Below are 16,611 nucleotides of genomic sequence, written 5' to 3'. Positions count from 1 at the left end.
GCGCCTCCCGCGGGGTCACCGGCGCGCCCCGCGCGGCCCGATCGCCGAACACGGTTCGGTGCGCCGTGCCCGAAATCTATGATCCGCGTCACGCGCAGGTCAACGACCTCCGCCGCCCCTCAGCCGACTTCGGGCTGTGCCCGTGCGGCCGCGGACGCGGGAAGCGGCGCCGTGTGGACGCCTGTTCCGGGCGGCGGAAAGCGGTGGTCCTGGGGAAGATCCCTGCCTGCGACAATGGGGGCATGAGCGAACGCGGGCCGATCGAGTACTGGTTGTCGGACATGGACGGCGTCCTGGTGCACGAGGGCCGGCCCGTCCCCGGCGCGGAGGAGTTCATCCGGCGACTGGCGGCGTCCGGCAAGCCGTTCCTGGTCCTGACCAACAATTCGATCTACACCCGCCGCGACCTGTCGGCGCGCCTGGCCGCGGCCGGGCTGGCGGTGCCCGCCGAGTCGATCTGGACCTCGGCGCTGGCGACCGCCCGGTTCCTGGCCGACCAGCGGCCCCAGGGCTCGGCGTACGTGATCGGGGAGGCCGGGCTCACCACCGCGCTCCACGAGTCGGAGTTCACGCTGACCGACATCGACCCCGACTACGTCGTGCTCGGCGAGACCCGCACCTACAGCTTCTCCCAGATCACCCGCGCGATCCGGCTGATCGAGGGCGGCGCGCGGTTCGTGGCCACCAACCCCGACCCGATCGGCCCGTCCCCGGAGGGCTCGCTGCCCGCCTGCGGCGCCGTCGCCGCCATGATCACCCGCGCGACGGGGGTGGAGCCCTACTTCGTCGGCAAGCCCAACCCGCTGATGATGCGGACCGCGCTGAACCGCGTCGGCGGGCACAGCGAGTCCACCGCGATGATCGGCGACCGCATGGACACCGACATCGTCGCCGGCGTGGAGGCCGGGCTGGAGACGATCCTGGTGCTGACCGGCGTGACCGGCAAGGACGAGATCGCGCGGTTCCCGTTCCGCCCCGGCCGCGTCGTCGACTCCGTCGCCGACCTCATCGACCTGGTCTGACCCGTCCCGGGCGGGCCGGGCCGGCGGGGTCAGCCGAAGGCGCCCAGCGCGGTCATCATGCCCATGACGTCGGACACGACCCAGTACTCGGCGAAACGCCCGTCCCGGGCGCGGAAGATGTCCTGGCCGCGGAAGGAGACGGCGGTGCCGGGCTCGGCGGTCGCGCCCGGGAGGCCGCCGCGGTAGGTGCCGTGGAAGGTCCACCCCGCGGCGACCATGCCGGTCCCGCCCGCGGCGCCGCCGGGGTCGCCGGGGACGGGGCCGACGACGGGCCCCGCGTCCAGGGCGGTGCGGACGTCGGCGAAGTACTCGTGGGAGCGGCGGACCTGCTCGGCGGCCCCGGCGGGGCCGTGCACCTCCAGGTTCGGCCAGTGCCCGACGAAATCGGGGGTGAGGATCCGATCGGCGACGGCGAGGTCGCCGGTCCACACCTCGAACAGCCAGCGGCGGTACAGCTCGTCCAAAGCGTCCATGATCCTACGCTCGGTGCCCCCGGCGGCCCGCGTCAAACCGCCCGCCGCCGGGCACCTCTACACTCGGGGACGACCATGCGCACGATCAGGCGGGGCGGCTCCCGCGAGCTGGAGATCCGCAAGTCCCGCTTCATCTGCACGCTCGCACGCGCCGCCGACGAGGCCGAGGCGGTGGAGTTCCTCGCCCGGCACCGCCGCGCGCACCGCGACGCCACCCACAACTGCACCGCCTACGTCGTCGGCGAGCACGGCGAGATCGCCAAGAGCAGCGACGACGGCGAACCCGCCGGCACGGCCGGGATCCCGATGCTGGAGGTGCTGACCCGCCGCGGGCTGACCGGCACAGCCGCGGTCGTCACCCGCTACTTCGGCGGCGTCAAGCTCGGCGCCGGCGGCCTGGTCCGCGCCTACGCCAAGGCCGTCGCCGACACCGTCGACGCCGTCGGGGTGGTGGAGCTGCGCCCCGTCGTGACCGTCACCGTCGGCGTCGGCCACGCGCAGGCCGGGCGGTTCCTCGGCGACCTGCACGCCCGCGGCGCCCAGCCCGCCGACGTCCGCTACGGGCAGGACGTCGAGGCCGACGTCGCCGTGCCCCTCACCGAGCTGGCCGAGTTCGAGGCGTGGGCCGCCCGGGTCACCGCCGGCCGCGCGGTGCTGCGGCGCGGCGCGCCCGGCCACATCGAGGTCCCCGTCACCCCGTGACCACCACCCCGTGACCACCACCGGCAAGACAGCGTGTCTCTTCGGTGATACAGGCGGTCGGGAAATGGGACGGTGGTGTAGCGTGCCGCGCGATGAGCAGGAACATGATCTTGCGGGACCACGTGCGGGCGGGGATCCTCGACGTCGCGGCGGCCGTGCTGGCCGAGCGCGGCACGTCGGTGAGCATGACCGACATCGCGCAGGCCGCCGGGGTGGCGCGGGCGACGCTGTACCGCTACTTCCCCAACCGCGAGGCGCTGCTGTACGCCCTGTACGAGGCCGCGCTGGCGGACCTGACCGGGCGGCTCGCCGACGCGCGGCTGGACGCGGTCCCGACCGAGGAGGCCGTGGCCCGGATGACCCGCGCGACGATCGCGGCGACCGCCCGGTACCGCGCGCTCGGCCTGTTCGACCGGACGCCCCGGGAGGCGCGGCGCATCGAGCGGCAGCTCGCCGCGCCGCTGCGGGCGGTGTTCGAACGCGGCGCCGCCAGCGGCGCGTTCCGCCGCGACCTGCCCGTCCACACCCTGGCCGAGCTGTACTTCAGCCTCCTGGAGGGCGTGGTGTCGCGGGTGATCCGGCACCGGCTGAGCGTGGAGGAGGCCAGCGCGTCGGCCACCACGCTGTTCCTGTCGGGAGCGCTCGCCCCGCAGCCCGCACCCCCGCCGCCACCTGCCACACCGCCACCGCCGCCGGTGGCGTTCCCGGAGCGGCCGTCCGCGCCGCCCGCGTCCGGCTGAGCGGGGACGGCGCCGTCACCTAGAGCGGGGTCCTCGGTTCATACGGGCGGGGCTCCGGCGGCGGCGCCTCCCGCGCGGGCGCGCAGGCGGCGCAGCATGCGGGCGTCGGTGAAGCCGACGGCGCGGGCGGCGGCGTCGGCGGTGGCGCCCTGCCCGATCAGGTGCCCGGCGCGTTCCAGCCGCAGCTCCTGCTGGTACCGCAGCGGGGTGAGGCCGGTCGCGGCGGTGAAGCGGCGGGTGAGGGTGCGCTCGCTGACGCCGGCCGCGGCGGCCAGGTCGGCCAGCGGCAGCGGCCGGGTGTAGGTGGCGTCGATGATGTCCTGGGCGCGGTGGACGGCGTCGGACAGGTGCCCGCGGTGCCGGAACATCACCCCGGCCTGCGGTTCGTCGCCGTTGCGGCGCGCGTACACGACCATGGTGCGGGCGACGCGGGCGGCGGCGCCGGGTCCGTGGCGGGCGGCCAGCAGGTGCAGCGCCAGGTCGATGCCGCTGGCGATCCCGGCGGAGGTGACGACGCGGCCGTCGGTGACGTACAGGACGTCGCGGACGACGGTGGCGCGGGGGTGGCGGCGGGTGAGGGCGTCCTGCAGCTCGTGGTGGGTGGTGCAGCGGCGGCCGTCCAGGAGCCCGGCGTGGGCGAGGGCGAACGCGCCGGAGCAGACGCTGGCGACCAGCCCGCCGGCGGCGTGGTGGGCGGCCAGCCGGCGGGCGGCGCCGGGGGAGACCGGCGGGGCGTGCGGGGCGTCGGCCGCACCCGCCGCCCACCGCCAGCCCGGGACCACGACGACGTCGTCGGGGGTCAGGTCCGGCCAGGCGGCCGGGGCCCGCAGCGCGACGCCCTGCGCGGTGGCGACGTCGCACAGCTCCCCGCCGGAACCGTCCCCGCCGGAACCGTCCCCGCCGGAACCGTCCCCGGCGGGGTGGTCGGCGATGTAGGTCAGCCGGTAGGGCAGGCCGTCGCGGGCGGCGGTGGAGAACACCTGGGCGGGCCCGGCGAGGTCCAGCAGGTGCACGCCCGGGACGAGAAGGAACGCGATCCGGTGCACGATCCGGTCAGGCTACCGGACGGCCGCCGGGCGGGGCGGGGCGAGGTCGTCCAGCGCGGCGATGTCGGCGAACCGCCCGGCCAGGGCGTACTCGGTGCGGGTGATGACCTGGGCGGTGGTCATCGTGGCGGGGTCTGCCAGGACGTCGGCCAGCGGCCGTCCGGGCGGCGCGTCGCGGTGCGGGATGGGGAAGGTCGCGGTGGCGTCGGTGACGAAGACGACCTTGTAGCCGAGGTCGGCCGCCACCCGCGCGGTGGTCTCGCAGCACTGCTCGGTCTGGATGCCGCACACCACCACCTCGCCGACGCCGCGCTCGGTGAGCAGCTGCTGCAGGTTCGTGGTGGTGAACGCGTTGCGGGAGGTCTTGGTGAGGACCGGCTCGCCGGCCGCCGGCTCCAGGCCGTCCATGAGGCGGACGTGGCCGAGTTCGGGGTCGAACACCGTGCCGCTGCCGGGCTCGGAGTGCAGCACCCACACCACCAGGTCCCCGGCGGCGCGGGCCGCGCCGACGAGCCGGGCGGCGCGGGCGTCGATGTCGGGCGCCGACACCGCCCGCCAGTTCGGGCGGCGGCGGAAGGACTCTTGGACGTCGATGACGAGGAGGGCTCTGTTCATGGCCCCGATGCTGCCCGCGGCCCGGGGTGCGCGGCAGGCATCATCACGGCACGATGCGGAACGATCCGGTCAGCGGTACCGGGCCCGCCGCAACTATTTCGGCCCGCGGGAGGGAGAGTCCGTTCTGTCCGGGAATCCCCGGTGTGGCGGGCGCCCCGGGGTGCGGCGCCGTCCCCGTCCGCACAGCGCGGCGCACGGGCCGGCGTACGGGTCTGCGCACAGGGGCGGCGCGCGGCGGCCGGCGTGCGCCGGGGCGGGTTTCGGGAACAGGGGGATGCGGCATGGGCGGCCACGAGGCCGGAGGCGCGGCCCGCGCGGGCGGCGCGTCCGAGACGGGCGGTGCGCGCGGCCGGGCGCGCCCGGCGGGCGCGACGGTCGGGGTCGAGGAGGAGTTCCTCCTGGTCGACGCGGTGTCGGGGACGTGCGTCCCGCGCGCCGGGCAGGTCCTCGCGGCGGCGGGGGAGCATCCGTGGCGCGCGTCGGGCGGCGGGTTCCACACCGAGCTGCTGGCCTCGCAGGTGGAGGCGGCGACCGGGGTGTGCGGGGACCTGGCGGCCCTGCGGGCGCAGCTGCGCGACGGGCGGGCGCGGCTGGCCGCCGCCGCACGGGCCGCCGGGGCGCGGCTGGTGTCGGCGGGCGCGCCGGTGCTCGGCGGACCGCCCCCGCCGGCGACGCCCGGCGACCGGTTCGCCGCGATCACCGGGACCTACGGGGAGGTCGTGGCGGACTACCAGGCGTGCGGCTGCCACGTCCACGTCGCGGTCCCGGACCGGGAGACGGCCGTGGCGGTGGTGAACCACCTGCGGCCGTGGCTGGCGACGCTGGTGGCGCTGGCGGTGAACTCCCCGTTCGACCACGGCCGCGCCGGGCGCTTCGCCGGCCGCCGCATCGTGGAGATGTGGCGGTTCCCCGGCGCGGGCACCCCGCCGTTCGCGGCGTCGGCGGCCGAGTACGACGCGCGCGTCGCGGCGCTGGTGGAGGCGGGCGCGCTGGTGGACGAGGCGATGACGTTCTGGCTGGCGCGGCCGTCGCCGCGGTGGCCGACGGTGGAGGTGCGCGCGGCGGACGCGGCCGCCACCGCCGACGAGGCGGTCCTGCAGGCGGCGCTGTCGCGGGGCCTGGTCGGCGCGGCGCTGCGGGACCTGGCGGCCGGGCGGGAGGCCCCGCCCGTGGACGCGCAGGTGTGCGCGGCGGCGCTGTGGAGCGCGGCGCGGCACGGGATGCGCGGCCACGCCCTGGACCCCTTCACCCGGCGGCGCGTGCCGCCGTGGCGGATGGTGGAGGACCTGCTGGCCAGGACCCGGCCCGCGCTGGCCGAGACCGGCGACCTGGACACCGTCCGCGCGCTGCTGGACGGCGTCCGGCGGGCCGGGACCGGCGCCGACCGGCAGCGCCGCGCGGCCGGGCGGGGCGGGCCCCGCGCGGTGGTGGAGATGCTGGCCCGGCACACCGAGTCCGGCGTCCTCGGCGACGCCCTCGGCTCCTTCGAAGCACCCGCCCGCGGGCCCGCCGGCGGCCCGAGCCGGGGGACACAAGCGGCACCTGGGGAGGAAACGGGCGTATGGGATGCGCGTGAGCGGGTACCGCAGCCGGACACGCATGGGACCACGGAGGACGCATGACCGCTCAGCACGCCGCCGCCCCTCGGCAGGCACCCACCCAGGCCCTCCGGCGGGCCGCCGCCCGGGCCCCGGTCCGGGGGGCCCGCGGGGAGCCGGCGGCGGTGCCGTCGCTGCCCGCCCCGCGCGGGCCGCTGTCGCGGGCCGTCGCGGACGTCCTGTCAGCGGGCCCGCCCCCCGACCCCCGACATGGTCCCGCGCCTGACCCGGCGGTAGCGGACGTCCTGCCGGGGCGGGACGCGTGGGCGGCGGTGCGGGCCGCCGACCCCTACGGGGACGACCTGCAACTTGCCCTGCACACCTGCTTCGAGCTGCACTACCGCGGGTTCGCGGGCGTCGACCCGGACTGGGAGTGGGACCCGGATCTGCTGCGGCTGCGCCGGGCGATGGAGGAGGCCTTCCTGGCGGCGCTGCGCCGCGACGTCCCCGGCGGGTCCGACGTGGACGCCGCGCTCGCCGGGCTGCTGACCGAGCCGGTCGACGCGTCCGGCGTCACCCACCACCTGCGCGGCGCGGGGGAGTGGTGGCAGCTGCTGGAGCACGCGGCGCTGCGGTCGGTGTACCACCTCAAGGAGGCCGACCCGCACGCCTGGGTGATCCCGCGGCTGCGGGGCCGCGCCAAGACGGCGCTGGTCGCCGTCGAGCACGACGAGTTCGGCGGCGGCCGCCCCGAGATGATCCACCAGGGCCTGTACGCCGGCCTGCTCGACGACCTGGGCCTGGACCCCTCCTACGGCGCCTACGTGGACGCGGCGCCCGCGGTGATGCTGGCGACGGTGAACATGATGTCGCTGTTCGGGCTGCGGCGCTCGCTGCGCGCCGCGCTGGTGGGCCACTTCGCCGCGGCCGAGATCACCACCGCGCCGTCCGCGCGGCGGATGGCGCGGGCGCTGGAGCGGCTGGGCGCCGGGCCCCGCGCCGTGCTGTTCTACACCGAGCACATCGAGGCCGACGCCGTCCACGAGCAGGTCCTGCGCCACGACGTGATCGGCGGGCTGCTGGAGCAGGAGCCGGAGCTGGCGGGGGACGTGGTCCTCGGCGTGCAGGCCACCTGCCTGCTGGAGGACCGCCTGGCCGCGCACCTGCTGGACCACTGGCGGAGCCGCCCGCCGCGCTCGGCGCTGCGCCACCCCCCGCCCGGCCTCCCCGCCGGGCCGGTGCGCGGCCCCGCGAACGGTCCTGTGTCCGGTTCGGTGAGCGGCGAGTGAGGGGGACGGGGATGCTGCTGCTGAGAACTCCGGGGGTGTACCGCCCCCAGTCCGACACCCACCTGCTCGCCGGCGCGCTGCGCACGGCCGGCGTCCCGCGGGGCGCGCGGGTGCTGGAGCTGGGCACCGGGACGGGCGCGGTCGCGATGGCCGCCGCCCGCGAGGGCTGCCGCGTCGTCGCGGTCGACGTGTCGGCGCAGGCGGTGCTGGCCGCGCGGCTCAACGCGCTGGTGCGGGGCCTGCCGGTCCGCGTCCTGCGCGGCGACCTGTTCGCCCCGGTCGCCGGCGAGCGGTTCGACGTGATCGTCGCCAACCCCCCGTACGTGGCGGGAGCCGCCGACCCCGCGACCGTGCGGGGACGGGCCCGCGCCTGGGAGGCCGGCCCCGGCGGCCGCGCCCTGCTGGACCGCATCTGCGCCGGGGCGCCGCGGCACCTGACGCCCTCGGGCACGCTGCTGCTGGTGCACTCCGCGCTGAACGGGGTCGCGGCCACCCTGGTGTCGCTGCGCAGCGCCGGGATGCGCGCGTCGGTGGTCGCGCGGCACCACGAGCCGCTCGGCCCGGTGATGCGCGCCCGCGCCGACCTGCTCCGGGCGCAGGGGCTGCTGCCCCCGGGCCAGGCGCACGAGGAACTCGTCGTCATCCGCGCCGACCGCGTCCAGGACACCGCCGAAACCGGCGGGGAACCCGCGGGCGGGCGGTCCGCGGACGAGGGGAGCGGAGGTGAGGCCGATGGCCGCCGCGCCGCGTGACACCGCCACGGTAGAAGGCGCCGCCGGGCCGCGGGGCGCGGCCGCGCGGCGGGTGCGGATGGTGCCGGGCGGGCCCGTCCTGGTGGAGGGCCCGGTCGAGGTGGTCCTGGAGGACGGGCGGACCGTGACCTCCGACCGGTTCCTGGTGGCGCTGTGCGCGTGCCGACGCAGCCGCTCCTACCCGTTCTGCGACACCAGCCACCGCCGCCGCGTCCGCACCGGCGACCAGGACGGCGACCAGGACGGCGGCCAGCGCGGCGACGGCGACGTCTGACGGCGACGCGGGCCGCCCCCGCCCCGGCGGGCAGCGGGACGGGGGCGGCGGGACGGTGCTGGGGCGGTCAGCCGCCCAGGCTGTCGAGGGCGACGTCCAGGCGCTGGGCGAGCCGCTCGATCTGCTCCTCGTTGGCGCCGGTGTCCAGTTCGGCGATCACCGCGTCCCGGGTGGTGACGACCAGGGCCTCCTCGGGGCCGTCGCCGCGGGACGGGTCGGCGGGGACGACGGTGGCCTCACCGCCCACGACGACGAGCGCGGCGTCGCGTTCGCTGGAGGCCAGCAGGGCGTGCAGGTGGTCGGATGTGATCGTGGGCATGTGGTGACCTCCGGTTGATCCTCGCCGGATCGCGTCGATGTCCGGCCCGGTGTGGTGACGCGGCCGAGGCTCAGGGCCTGCGGCCGATGCCGGTGGCGAACTCGCGGATCCGGCCCGGCCCGCCGGTCCGCGGGGACAGCGGCGGGGTGTCGCGCCCCGCGGCGGTGCGCAGCCCCTCCAGCAGCTCCCGGACCGCGTCGCGGGAAGTGTGCCGCGGTGTCCAGCCCAGCTCGTCCCGCGCCCGCGACACGTCCATGACCGGGATCTCCATGGCCAGGTCGAACAGGCCGGGCGAGGCGGGCACCAGGTGCAGCGACCACGCCGCCGCCAGCGCGGCCCGCACCCCCCGCGCCGGGACCCGCACGGTGCGGGCCCCCAGCAGGTCGGCGAGCTCGGCCGCGTCCAGCACCGGGTCGGCGGCGATGTTGAACGCGCCGCGGACGTCGCGGGTGGCGGCCAGCCGGAACGCCTCGCCGGCGTCCGCGGAGTGCAGCGCCTGCAGCCGCAGCCCCGGCAGGTCCGGGACGGCGGGGATGAGATCGGGGCGGGCCAGCCGCCCCGGCAGCAGCGGCCCGGCGAACAGCCGCCGCTGCTCGGACGCGCTCTGCCGCTCGAAGATGAAACCGGGCCGGATCCGCACCACCCGGCAGCCCGGGTTGACGGCCTCGAAGGTGTCCAGCAGCCGCTCCACGTAGGCCTTCTCGCGGCTGTAGGCGGCGCCGGGCCACCCGTGCGTGGGCCACGACTCGTCCACGCCCCGGTCCTTGGGCCCGGGGGAGTAGGCGCCCACCGACGAGGAGTACACCAGCGCGGGCACGCCGGCCTCGGCGACGGCGTCGAACACGCGGGAGCTGCCGACCACGTTGGCGTCCCACGTCACCGCCGGGCGGTGCGTCGGCTGGAACAGCCACGCCAGGTGCACCACGACGTCGGCGCCGCGCAGCAGCGGGACCAGGTCGCTGTCGGTGACGTCGGCCTCGGCCCACTCGACCTTCCCGGCGCCGTCCGGGGCGTCCTCGCCCAGGACCGCGCCGGGGCCGGGTTCGCGGCGGGCCAGGCCGGTGACCGAGGTGACGGTCGCGTCCGCGGCGAGCGCGCGGACGGTGTTGGTGCCGATGTTGCCGGTCGCGCCGGTCACGACGACGCGCATGGCGGCCTCCCCCTCGTCGGCCGTCCCCGCGGGCCCGTTCCCGCAGGTGGACGGGACCGCCCCATTCCCGCCCCGCACCGTTCTATGCGCCCGCCCCCCGCACGGTTCCGCCCGCCGCGCCCCGGCCGGGCCCCCTGTGCGCGGTGTCGCGCGCCGCAGCCGCGCGCCGGGACCCGCGCGATCAGGCGGGCCGGGTGATCACGCGGGCCGGGAGTCGCCGGGGCGGCAGCGCAGGCACGGCCGGTACCCGGCGGCCAGCGCGGCGGCCAGGTCCCCGAACCCGCGCCGGTGCGCGGGCGTGATCCGCCGCGCGTCACCGCACGTCGGGTAGCACACGATCCCGGTGGTGTCGCTGCCGACCAGCCGCACCCCGCGCCGCGCCAGCTCGGCGACCCCGTCGACGTCGACGTCCTCGGCGCGCAGCAGCCGCTCCTTGGCCTCCGCGCCGAACACGTACTCGCCGAGCGTCCCGTCCGAGCGGGTCACCCGGTGGCACGGGATCAGCAGCGGGACCGGGTTGCGGCCCAGCGCCGACCCCACCGCGCGGACCGCCCGCGGCCGCCCCGCCATCCGCGCCACCCACGCGTACGGGCGGACCTGCCCCCGCGGGATCCGCGCGGCGGCGCGCAGCACCGCCGCCTCGAACTCGCCGAGGCCGCGCAGGTCCAGCCGCAGGCCCCCCGGGCGGCCGGTGCGCAGCGCCGGGACCAGCCCGGCGGGCGGCGCCGCGGCCGGCAGCAGCGGCCGCGCGAACCGGGCGCGGAACGCGGCGGCGAACTCCGCCTCGTCCATCCCGGCGCGCAGGTAGGCGACACCGTGGTCGGTGAACGCCACCTGCACATCGGCGTGCGGGCCCGGCAGCGGCCCGGGGACGTGGACGCGGCGCGCGGCGATGCGGTCCAGCAGCCCCGCGGGCGCGTCGGCGCCCAGCCCCGCCAGCTCCGCGGCGAGCCCGTCCGCCGCGTCACCGGCCGGCGGCCCCGCGGCCCCGCGCTCGTCTGTGGTCATCGGACGCCCCCTTTCTGCTCCTCGCCCGGCCGCCCGGCGCCGCGCAGCACGCGCAGCCGCGCCAGGCCCCGGGAGATGTGCGACTTGACGGTGCCCTCCGGCATCCCGAGCACCGCGGCGATCTCCGCGACGGGCAGGTCGGTGACGTGCCGCAGCACCACCGCGGCGCGCTGGTCGTGCGGCAGCCGCGCCAGCAGCGCGGCCAGCTCCCGGCCCGTCTCGCGGCGCGCGGCGGCGTCCTCCACGCCCTCACCCGGGTCCGGCGGATCGGGCGCCTCCTCGATCGGGCCCGCCTGCGGCCGCCGCGACGCCGACCGCAGGCTGTTGCGCCACACGTTCGCCAGGATCGTCAGCAGCCACGCCCGCGGCCGCAGCGCCTCGATCCGCTCCGGACCGTACCCGCACAGCGCCCGGTAGGCGCGCAGGAACGCCTCCGCCGACAGGTCCTCGGCCTCGGCCCACCGCCCGCACAGCCGCAGCGCGGTCGAGAACACCGCGCCCCGGTACGCCTCGTACAGCACCGCGAACCCGCCGTCCAGGTCGTCCGACAGCGCCGCGACGACCCGCGCGCCCGCCGTGTCGGCGGCGCCGCCCGCGTGGGAGGTGGGAACCTCGTCCGTAACCGTCACATCCGCTCAACACCGCCGCGCCCCGGCCGGTTGCACCGGCCGCCCCGCCCGCCCCCGGGGCCGTCCCCGCCGACCGTACCCGCCGCGCGGGCCCGGTCACCGCAGCCAGCCGGGACGGATCACGCCGGTCTCGTAGGCCAGCACCACCAGCTGCGCCCGGTCCCGCGCCCCCAGCTTGGCCAGGATGCGGCTGACGTGGGTCTTGGCGGTGGCGGGCGACAGCACCAGCCGCCCGGCGATCTCCTCGTTCGACAGCCCCGCCGCGACCAGTTCCAGCACCTCCCGCTCGCGGTCGGTGAGCGACTCCAGGTCCGCCGCGGGCGGCGGCGCGGCGAGCCGGGACGCGAACTCGGCGATGAGCCGCCGCGTCACGGTCGGCGCCAGCAGCGCGTCGCCGCGCGCCACGACCCGCACCCCCCGGACCAGCTCGGCCGGCTCGGTGTCCTTGACCAGGAACCCGCTGGCGCCCGCCTTGATCGCGCCGTAGACGTAGTCGTCCAGGTCGAACGTCGTCAGGATCACCACCCGGACGGCGTGCAGCGCCGGGTCGGCGGTGATGAGGCGGGTCGCCTCCAGGCCGTCCAGGACGGGCATGCGCACGTCCATCAGCACCACGTCGGGCCGCAGCAGCGCCGCCCGCCGCACCGCCTGCTCCCCGTCCCCGGCCTCGGCGACGACCTCGACGTCGTCCTCGCCCTCCAGGATCGACCGGAACCCCGCCCGCACCAGCGTCTGGTCGTCGGCCAGCAGCACCCGGATCACCCGGCCCCCTCCGTCCGCGCCCTCTCCGGTTCCGCGCCCGCGGCGCCGCCGCCCACCGGCAGCCGCGCCCACACCCGGAACCCGCCCGCCGGGCCCGGGCCGGCCGTCAGCCGCCCGCCCACCGACGCGGCCCGCTCCCGCATGCCCCGCAACCCGTTCCCGCCCGTCCCGGCGCCCGTTGCGGCGCGTCCCGTCTCGACGTGGCCGGTGCCGTCGTCGTCGACCTGCACGACCACCGCGCCCGGCTCGCGCCGCACCGACACCGTCACCCGCTCCGCCCCCGAATGCCGGACGGCGTTGGTCAGCGCCTCCTGCACGATCCGGTACCCCGCCAGCCCGACCGGCGCCGGCAGGCCCGCCAGCGCGTCCGCCGCCCCGCCGGGGGAGGCGGCCAGGTCCCCCTCCCGCCGGACGGCCAGCCCCGCGGCCGCGGTCCGCTCCAGCAGCGCGCCGATCCCCGCCAGCGACGGCGTCTCGGGCAGCGCCTGGGACGGCGCCTGGGACGGCGCCTGGGACGGCGCCTGGGACGGTGGCGGCGCGAGCGGCCCGCCCCGCGCCGCGTCCCCCTCCCCGGCGGCGTCGACCTGCCGCAGGACGCCCAGCACCCCGCGCAGCTCCCGCAGCGTCTCCCGGCTCGCCGACTTGATCGCCTCCAGCGCCGCATACGCGCGCTCGGGGTCGTCGCGGCGGTGCAGCGCCGCCCCCGCCTGCACGTTGATCAGCGAGATCTGGTGCGCCAGCACGTCGTGCAGCTCCCGCGCGATCCGCAGCCGCTCGGCGATCGCGCGGCGCCGCGCCTCCTCCTCCCGGCTCCGCTCGGCCTCTGCGGCGCGCCGCTCGGCCGCCTCGGCCCGGTCCCGGCGGCTGCGCACGTACTGCCCGAGCGCGATGGCGACCAGCAGCCCCAGCGACAGCGACGCCACCCCGCGCGCGTCCACGATCGCGTCCGGGTCGCCGCCCCCGCCGCCGCGCAGCAGCGCCACCCCCAGGAACCCCGCGTTCACCACGATGACCGCGCCCAGCGACACCAGCAGCCGGCACTCCACCGCCGCGGTGAACAGCGCCGCCCACAGCACCAGCGCCAGCGGCCCGTCCGGATACCCCAGCGGGTAGTACAGCGGCGGCACCGCCACGCAGACCACCAGCACCGCCACCGGATGCCGCCGCCGCGCCGCCAGCGCCAGCGTGGCCACGGCGATCAGCGCGACCCCGCCCGGCCACAGCGCACGGTCCCCGGGCTTGACCGCCGCGGCGCTCAGCACCAGGGTCGCCGCCAGCGCGGCCACCGCGAGGACGGCGTCGGCGACCTGCCCGCGCGGCCACCCCGCCGCACGCACGGCGCGCACGGCGCGGGACGCGCCGGGGCCCCGGGTGCGGGACGGGGGACGGGACGGGGGAGTCGTCACGGGGCAACGGTAGTTCAGCCGCGTCCCGCCCACACAGCCGCCGAGACCACCACCGCGGACGCCCCCGGACGCGGCCGGGGGAGCGCACCCTTGACTTTCGTCAGTAACGCCGCAGTTCACCCGCTTGTAGCGTGGAGCGCGTGACCGACGCGGCTTCCTCCCGTCCCGCCCCCGGCGCGCCCACCGGCCCCCCCGGGCGGAACGCCGTCGGGCGGGCCGTGACGGCGGCGGCGGGCCGCGGCCGCGCGCCCGCCGGCGCCGTCCGCCCGCGGGCGCTGCGCGAGGCCGTCCGGCGGCCCACGCGCGCCGCGCTGGTCAAGGACGCCCTGCTGTACGGGGCGCTGGCCCTCCCCGTCGTCGCCGGCATCGTCTCGCCGCTGGACCCGGACCGGATGGCGTGGTGGCTGTGCGTGGGCGGCCTGGCGGTCCTGGCCGCCGCAGTCGCGGTGTCCCGCGCCCGGCCCACCGCGGCGCTGCTGACCGCCATGGCGCTGATCGCCGTCCACGGCAACTTCGTGTTCGCCATGCCCGTGCTGGCCTACCTGACCGGGCGGCGGACCATCCGCGCGCAGCCGCCGCTGTGGGCGTTCACCGCCGTGTTCGTCGCCGGGTCGGCCCTGGCGATCGCACGCGGCCAGGCCGTCGAGACCTGGTTCCCCTCCACGGTCTGGCTGGTGCTGTTCGGCGTCCTGCCCTGGCTGACCGGCCGCTACTGGCGCCAGTACCAGGAACTCCTGCACGCCGGGTGGGAACGCGCCGAGCGGCTGGAGCACCAGCAGCGCATCATCGCCGAACGCGAACGGCTCCGCGAACGCGCCCGCATCGCCCAGGACATGCACGACTCCCTCGGCCACGAACTCGCCCTCATCGCCGTCCGCGCCGGCGCCCTGCAGGTCGCGCCCGGCCTCGACGACCGGCACCGCGACGCCGCCGCGCAGCTGCGCCGCGGCGCGGCCGAGGCCACCGAGCACCTCCGCGAGATCATCGGCGTGCTCCGCGAGGACACCGCCACCGGCCCCGGCACGCCGCACGGCCCGGACGGGCTCGCGCCGGTCCGGCCCCCGCACGAGAGCATCGGCGACCTGGTCGAACGCGCCCGCGCCTCCGGCGTCCCCGTCCACCTCACCGGCACCGCCGCCGACCTGCCGGAACTCGCGCCGATGGCCGCGCTCACCGCGCACCGCGTCGTCCAGGAGGCCGTCACCAACGCCGCCAAGCACGCCCCCGGCGCCGCCGTCACCGTCCACCTCACCCGCCGCGACCCGCCCGCCGGCGACGCACCGCACGGAGGCGGCGTCACGGTGACGGTCACCAACGGCCCGCCGCCCGGGAGGCCGGCGCCGTCGGCGCCGGGCGGCACCGGGCTCGCCGCCCTCACCGAACGGGTCCGGGTCCTCGGCGGCACCCTGCACGCCGGACCCGCCCCCGGCGGCGGCTTCGAGGTCACCGCCGACCTGCCCGGCGCCCCGCCCGCACCCCGCGCCTTCGACTCACCCGCCGACCCGTCCGGCGGGCACCGCGCCGCGCCCACCGCGGCACCCACCGCCGGGACCGCGCTGCGCGCCGCCCTCGGCCTCACCCGCACACCGCCGGGGGAGTGGCCCTCCGAATCGGCCCGCCACCTGGCCCGCGAACGCCGCCAGGTCCGCCGCGGCCTGATCACCGCGATCACCGTCCCCGCCGCGCTCATGGCCGCCCTCGGCACCGTCATGGCCGCCTACTACGCCTACGTCACCCTCAACTCCGTCCTGCCGCCCGCCGACTACGCCGCGCTGCGCGTCGGCGCCCCCCAGGCCAGCGTCCAGCGGACCCTGCCGCCGCGCGAGACGATGGGCGCCGGGACCGTCCGCCGCCTCGTCCCCGAACCCGCCCGCGCCGACTGCCGCTACTACCGCCCCGAGGCCGACCTGCTCGGCGTGTCCCGCATCTACCGGCTCTGCTTCACCGGCGGCCGCCTCACCGCCAAGGACGCCTACGACACCACCCTGCTCAGCGCCGAACACGACCGACAGAGGAACCCGCCATGATCCGGGCACTGCTCGCCGACGACGAGGCCATGATCCGCGCGGGCGTCCGCGCGATCCTCGCCGCCGACCCCGGCATCGAGGTCGTCGCCGAGGCCGCCGACGGCCGCGAGGCCGTCGAGCAGACCCTCCGGCACCGCCCCGACGTCGCCCTCCTCGACATCCGCATGCCCCGCCTGGACGGCCTCGCCGCCGCCACCGAACTGCGCCGCGCCGCCCCCGGCACCGGCGTCATCATGCTCACCACCTTCGGCGAGGACGAGTACATCGCCCGCGCCCTGTCCGGCGGCGCCAGCGGCTTCCTCCTCAAGTCCGGCGACCCCCTCGAACTCATCGCCGGCGTCCGCGCCGTCGCCGGCGGCGCCGCCTACCTGTCCCCGCGGGTCGCCCACCGCGTCATCACCGAACTCGGCGGCGGCCGCCTCGCGGTCGGCGCCCGCGCCCGGCACCGCATCGCCGCCCTCACCCCCCGCGAACGCGAGGTCCTGGCCCTGCTCGGCGCCGGGCTGTCCAACGCCGAGATCGCCGCCCGCCTCCACGTCGTCGAAGGGACCGTGAAGGCCTACGTCAGCGCGATCCTCACCCGCCTGGACGCCCGCAACCGCGTCCAGGCCGCCGTCGTCGCCTACGAGGCCGGCCTCGTCGCCCCCACCGGCGACACCCCCTGACCCCCGGCGGGCCGCCCTCCGCACACGCGAAAAAGGCCGCCCCGGGGCGGTGCGCACGCACCACCCGGGACGGCCCCAGTCGAGATCCTCGACCCCGGCCCCGGTCAGGGGAGCGGGTCCCGCCTGGTCACGCCGCCCATCACGTCCGGCATCGTCACCGACGCCTCGTTCACCCGGCCCGCGGACCCGCCACC

General features: G+C 77.9%; 18 protein-coding genes. 9 read left to right on the top strand and 9 right to left on the bottom strand.

Going from position 1 to position 16,611, the window contains the following annotated elements:
• Positions 1-242 precede the first annotated feature (242 nt).
• Entirely contained in the window at positions 243-1,022 is a 780-nt protein-coding gene (locus tag IEZ03_RS05200; protein ID WP_132053764.1) for an HAD-IIA family hydrolase, read from the top strand.
• Between the two features lie 29 nt (positions 1,023-1,051).
• Here IEZ03_RS05200 and IEZ03_RS05195 read toward each other — a convergent pair whose 3' ends face one another.
• Complete coding sequence (locus IEZ03_RS05195; RefSeq protein ID WP_184884555.1) at positions 1,052-1,495, bottom strand: ester cyclase; 444 nt, start codon at positions 1,493-1,495, stop codon at positions 1,052-1,054.
• 75 nt (positions 1,496-1,570) lie between these two features.
• On the opposite strand from IEZ03_RS05195, the gene IEZ03_RS05190 reads away from it, so the two are divergent.
• Both IEZ03_RS05190 and IEZ03_RS05185 read left to right on the top strand, forming a co-directional pair.
• Entirely contained in the window at positions 1,571-2,197 is a 627-nt protein-coding gene (locus IEZ03_RS05190) for an IMPACT family protein (protein ID WP_184884553.1), read from the top strand.
• A gap of 92 nt (positions 2,198-2,289) precedes the next feature.
• A complete protein-coding gene (locus IEZ03_RS05185; RefSeq protein ID WP_184884551.1) occupies positions 2,290-2,937 on the top strand; it encodes a TetR/AcrR family transcriptional regulator in 648 nt (215 codons plus the stop codon).
• A 38-nt stretch (positions 2,938-2,975) separates the two neighbouring features.
• Here the strand turns inward: IEZ03_RS05185 and IEZ03_RS05180 are convergent, their stop codons facing one another.
• Positions 2,976-3,983, bottom strand: coding sequence for a GlxA family transcriptional regulator (locus IEZ03_RS05180; protein WP_184884549.1), 1,008 nt, complete (start codon positions 3,981-3,983; stop codon positions 2,976-2,978).
• Positions 3,984-3,995: 12 nt separating this feature from the next.
• Positions 3,996-4,598, bottom strand: coding sequence for an isochorismatase family protein (locus tag IEZ03_RS05175; RefSeq protein ID WP_184884547.1), 603 nt, complete (start codon positions 4,596-4,598; stop codon positions 3,996-3,998).
• 281 nt (positions 4,599-4,879) lie between these two features.
• On the opposite strand from IEZ03_RS05175, the gene IEZ03_RS05170 reads away from it, so the two are divergent.
• From IEZ03_RS05170 to IEZ03_RS05155, 4 genes are read left to right on the top strand one after another with little or no spacing between them, the layout of a single operon-like run.
• Positions 4,880-6,220: a carboxylate-amine ligase gene (locus IEZ03_RS05170; protein ID WP_184884545.1), complete on the top strand. Its 1,341-nt coding sequence runs from the start codon at positions 4,880-4,882 to the stop codon at positions 6,218-6,220.
• On the top strand, positions 6,217-7,425 hold the full coding sequence (locus tag IEZ03_RS05165; protein ID WP_184884543.1) for an iron-containing redox enzyme family protein: 1,209 nt from the start codon (positions 6,217-6,219) through the stop codon (positions 7,423-7,425). The genes IEZ03_RS05170 and IEZ03_RS05165 overlap by 4 nt, the downstream gene beginning before the upstream one ends.
• 11 nt (positions 7,426-7,436) lie before the next feature.
• The gene (locus IEZ03_RS05160) at positions 7,437-8,177 is read left to right on the top strand and encodes a HemK2/MTQ2 family protein methyltransferase (RefSeq protein ID WP_184884541.1); all 741 of its coding nucleotides are present in this window, start codon (positions 7,437-7,439) and stop codon (positions 8,175-8,177) included.
• Complete coding sequence (locus IEZ03_RS05155; protein WP_184884539.1) at positions 8,158-8,451, top strand: CDGSH iron-sulfur domain-containing protein; 294 nt, start codon at positions 8,158-8,160, stop codon at positions 8,449-8,451. Before IEZ03_RS05160 ends, IEZ03_RS05155 begins: the two co-directional genes overlap by 20 nt.
• Before the next feature lie 67 nt (positions 8,452-8,518).
• On the opposite strand, the gene IEZ03_RS05150 is transcribed toward IEZ03_RS05155, so the two are convergent.
• The 6 genes from IEZ03_RS05150 to IEZ03_RS05125 all read right to left on the bottom strand — a co-directional run bounded on the left by IEZ03_RS05150 (position 8,519) and on the right by IEZ03_RS05125 (position 13,725).
• A complete protein-coding gene (locus tag IEZ03_RS05150) occupies positions 8,519-8,770 on the bottom strand; it encodes a hypothetical protein (RefSeq protein ID WP_132055276.1) in 252 nt (83 codons plus the stop codon).
• A 70-nt stretch (positions 8,771-8,840) separates the two neighbouring features.
• On the bottom strand, positions 8,841-9,920 hold the full coding sequence (locus tag IEZ03_RS05145; RefSeq protein WP_184884537.1) for an NAD-dependent epimerase/dehydratase family protein: 1,080 nt from the start codon (positions 9,918-9,920) through the stop codon (positions 8,841-8,843).
• Positions 9,921-10,118: 198 nt separating this feature from the next.
• Positions 10,119-10,928 carry a methylated-DNA--[protein]-cysteine S-methyltransferase gene (locus IEZ03_RS05140; RefSeq protein ID WP_184884536.1) on the bottom strand — a complete coding sequence of 270 codons (810 nt, stop codon included), beginning with the start codon at positions 10,926-10,928 and terminating at the stop codon, positions 10,119-10,121.
• Positions 10,925-11,557: an RNA polymerase sigma factor gene (locus IEZ03_RS05135; RefSeq protein ID WP_184884534.1), complete on the bottom strand. Its 633-nt coding sequence runs from the start codon at positions 11,555-11,557 to the stop codon at positions 10,925-10,927. Before IEZ03_RS05135 ends, IEZ03_RS05140 begins: the two co-directional genes overlap by 4 nt.
• A gap of 96 nt (positions 11,558-11,653) precedes the next feature.
• Positions 11,654-12,319: a response regulator gene (locus IEZ03_RS05130; RefSeq protein ID WP_184884532.1), complete on the bottom strand. Its 666-nt coding sequence runs from the start codon at positions 12,317-12,319 to the stop codon at positions 11,654-11,656.
• On the bottom strand, positions 12,316-13,725 hold the full coding sequence (locus IEZ03_RS05125) for a sensor histidine kinase (protein WP_229808024.1): 1,410 nt from the start codon (positions 13,723-13,725) through the stop codon (positions 12,316-12,318). The genes IEZ03_RS05130 and IEZ03_RS05125 overlap by 4 nt, the downstream gene beginning before the upstream one ends.
• A 140-nt stretch (positions 13,726-13,865) precedes the next feature.
• On the opposite strand from IEZ03_RS05125, the gene IEZ03_RS05120 reads away from it, so the two are divergent.
• Positions 13,866-15,752, top strand: coding sequence for a sensor histidine kinase (locus tag IEZ03_RS05120; RefSeq protein ID WP_229808023.1), 1,887 nt, complete (start codon positions 13,866-13,868; stop codon positions 15,750-15,752).
• Complete coding sequence (locus IEZ03_RS05115; RefSeq protein ID WP_184884530.1) at positions 15,749-16,417, top strand: response regulator; 669 nt, start codon at positions 15,749-15,751, stop codon at positions 16,415-16,417. The genes IEZ03_RS05120 and IEZ03_RS05115 overlap by 4 nt, the downstream gene beginning before the upstream one ends.
• The last annotated feature ends 194 nt before the right edge of the window (positions 16,418-16,611 follow it).

This window comes from Actinomadura livida (assembly GCF_014648675.1).
GTDB lineage: Bacteria > Actinomycetota > Actinomycetes > Streptosporangiales > Streptosporangiaceae > Spirillospora > Spirillospora livida.
Note: the sequence above shows the minus strand (reverse complement) of the source record. Positions and strands in the feature narration are given on the sequence as shown.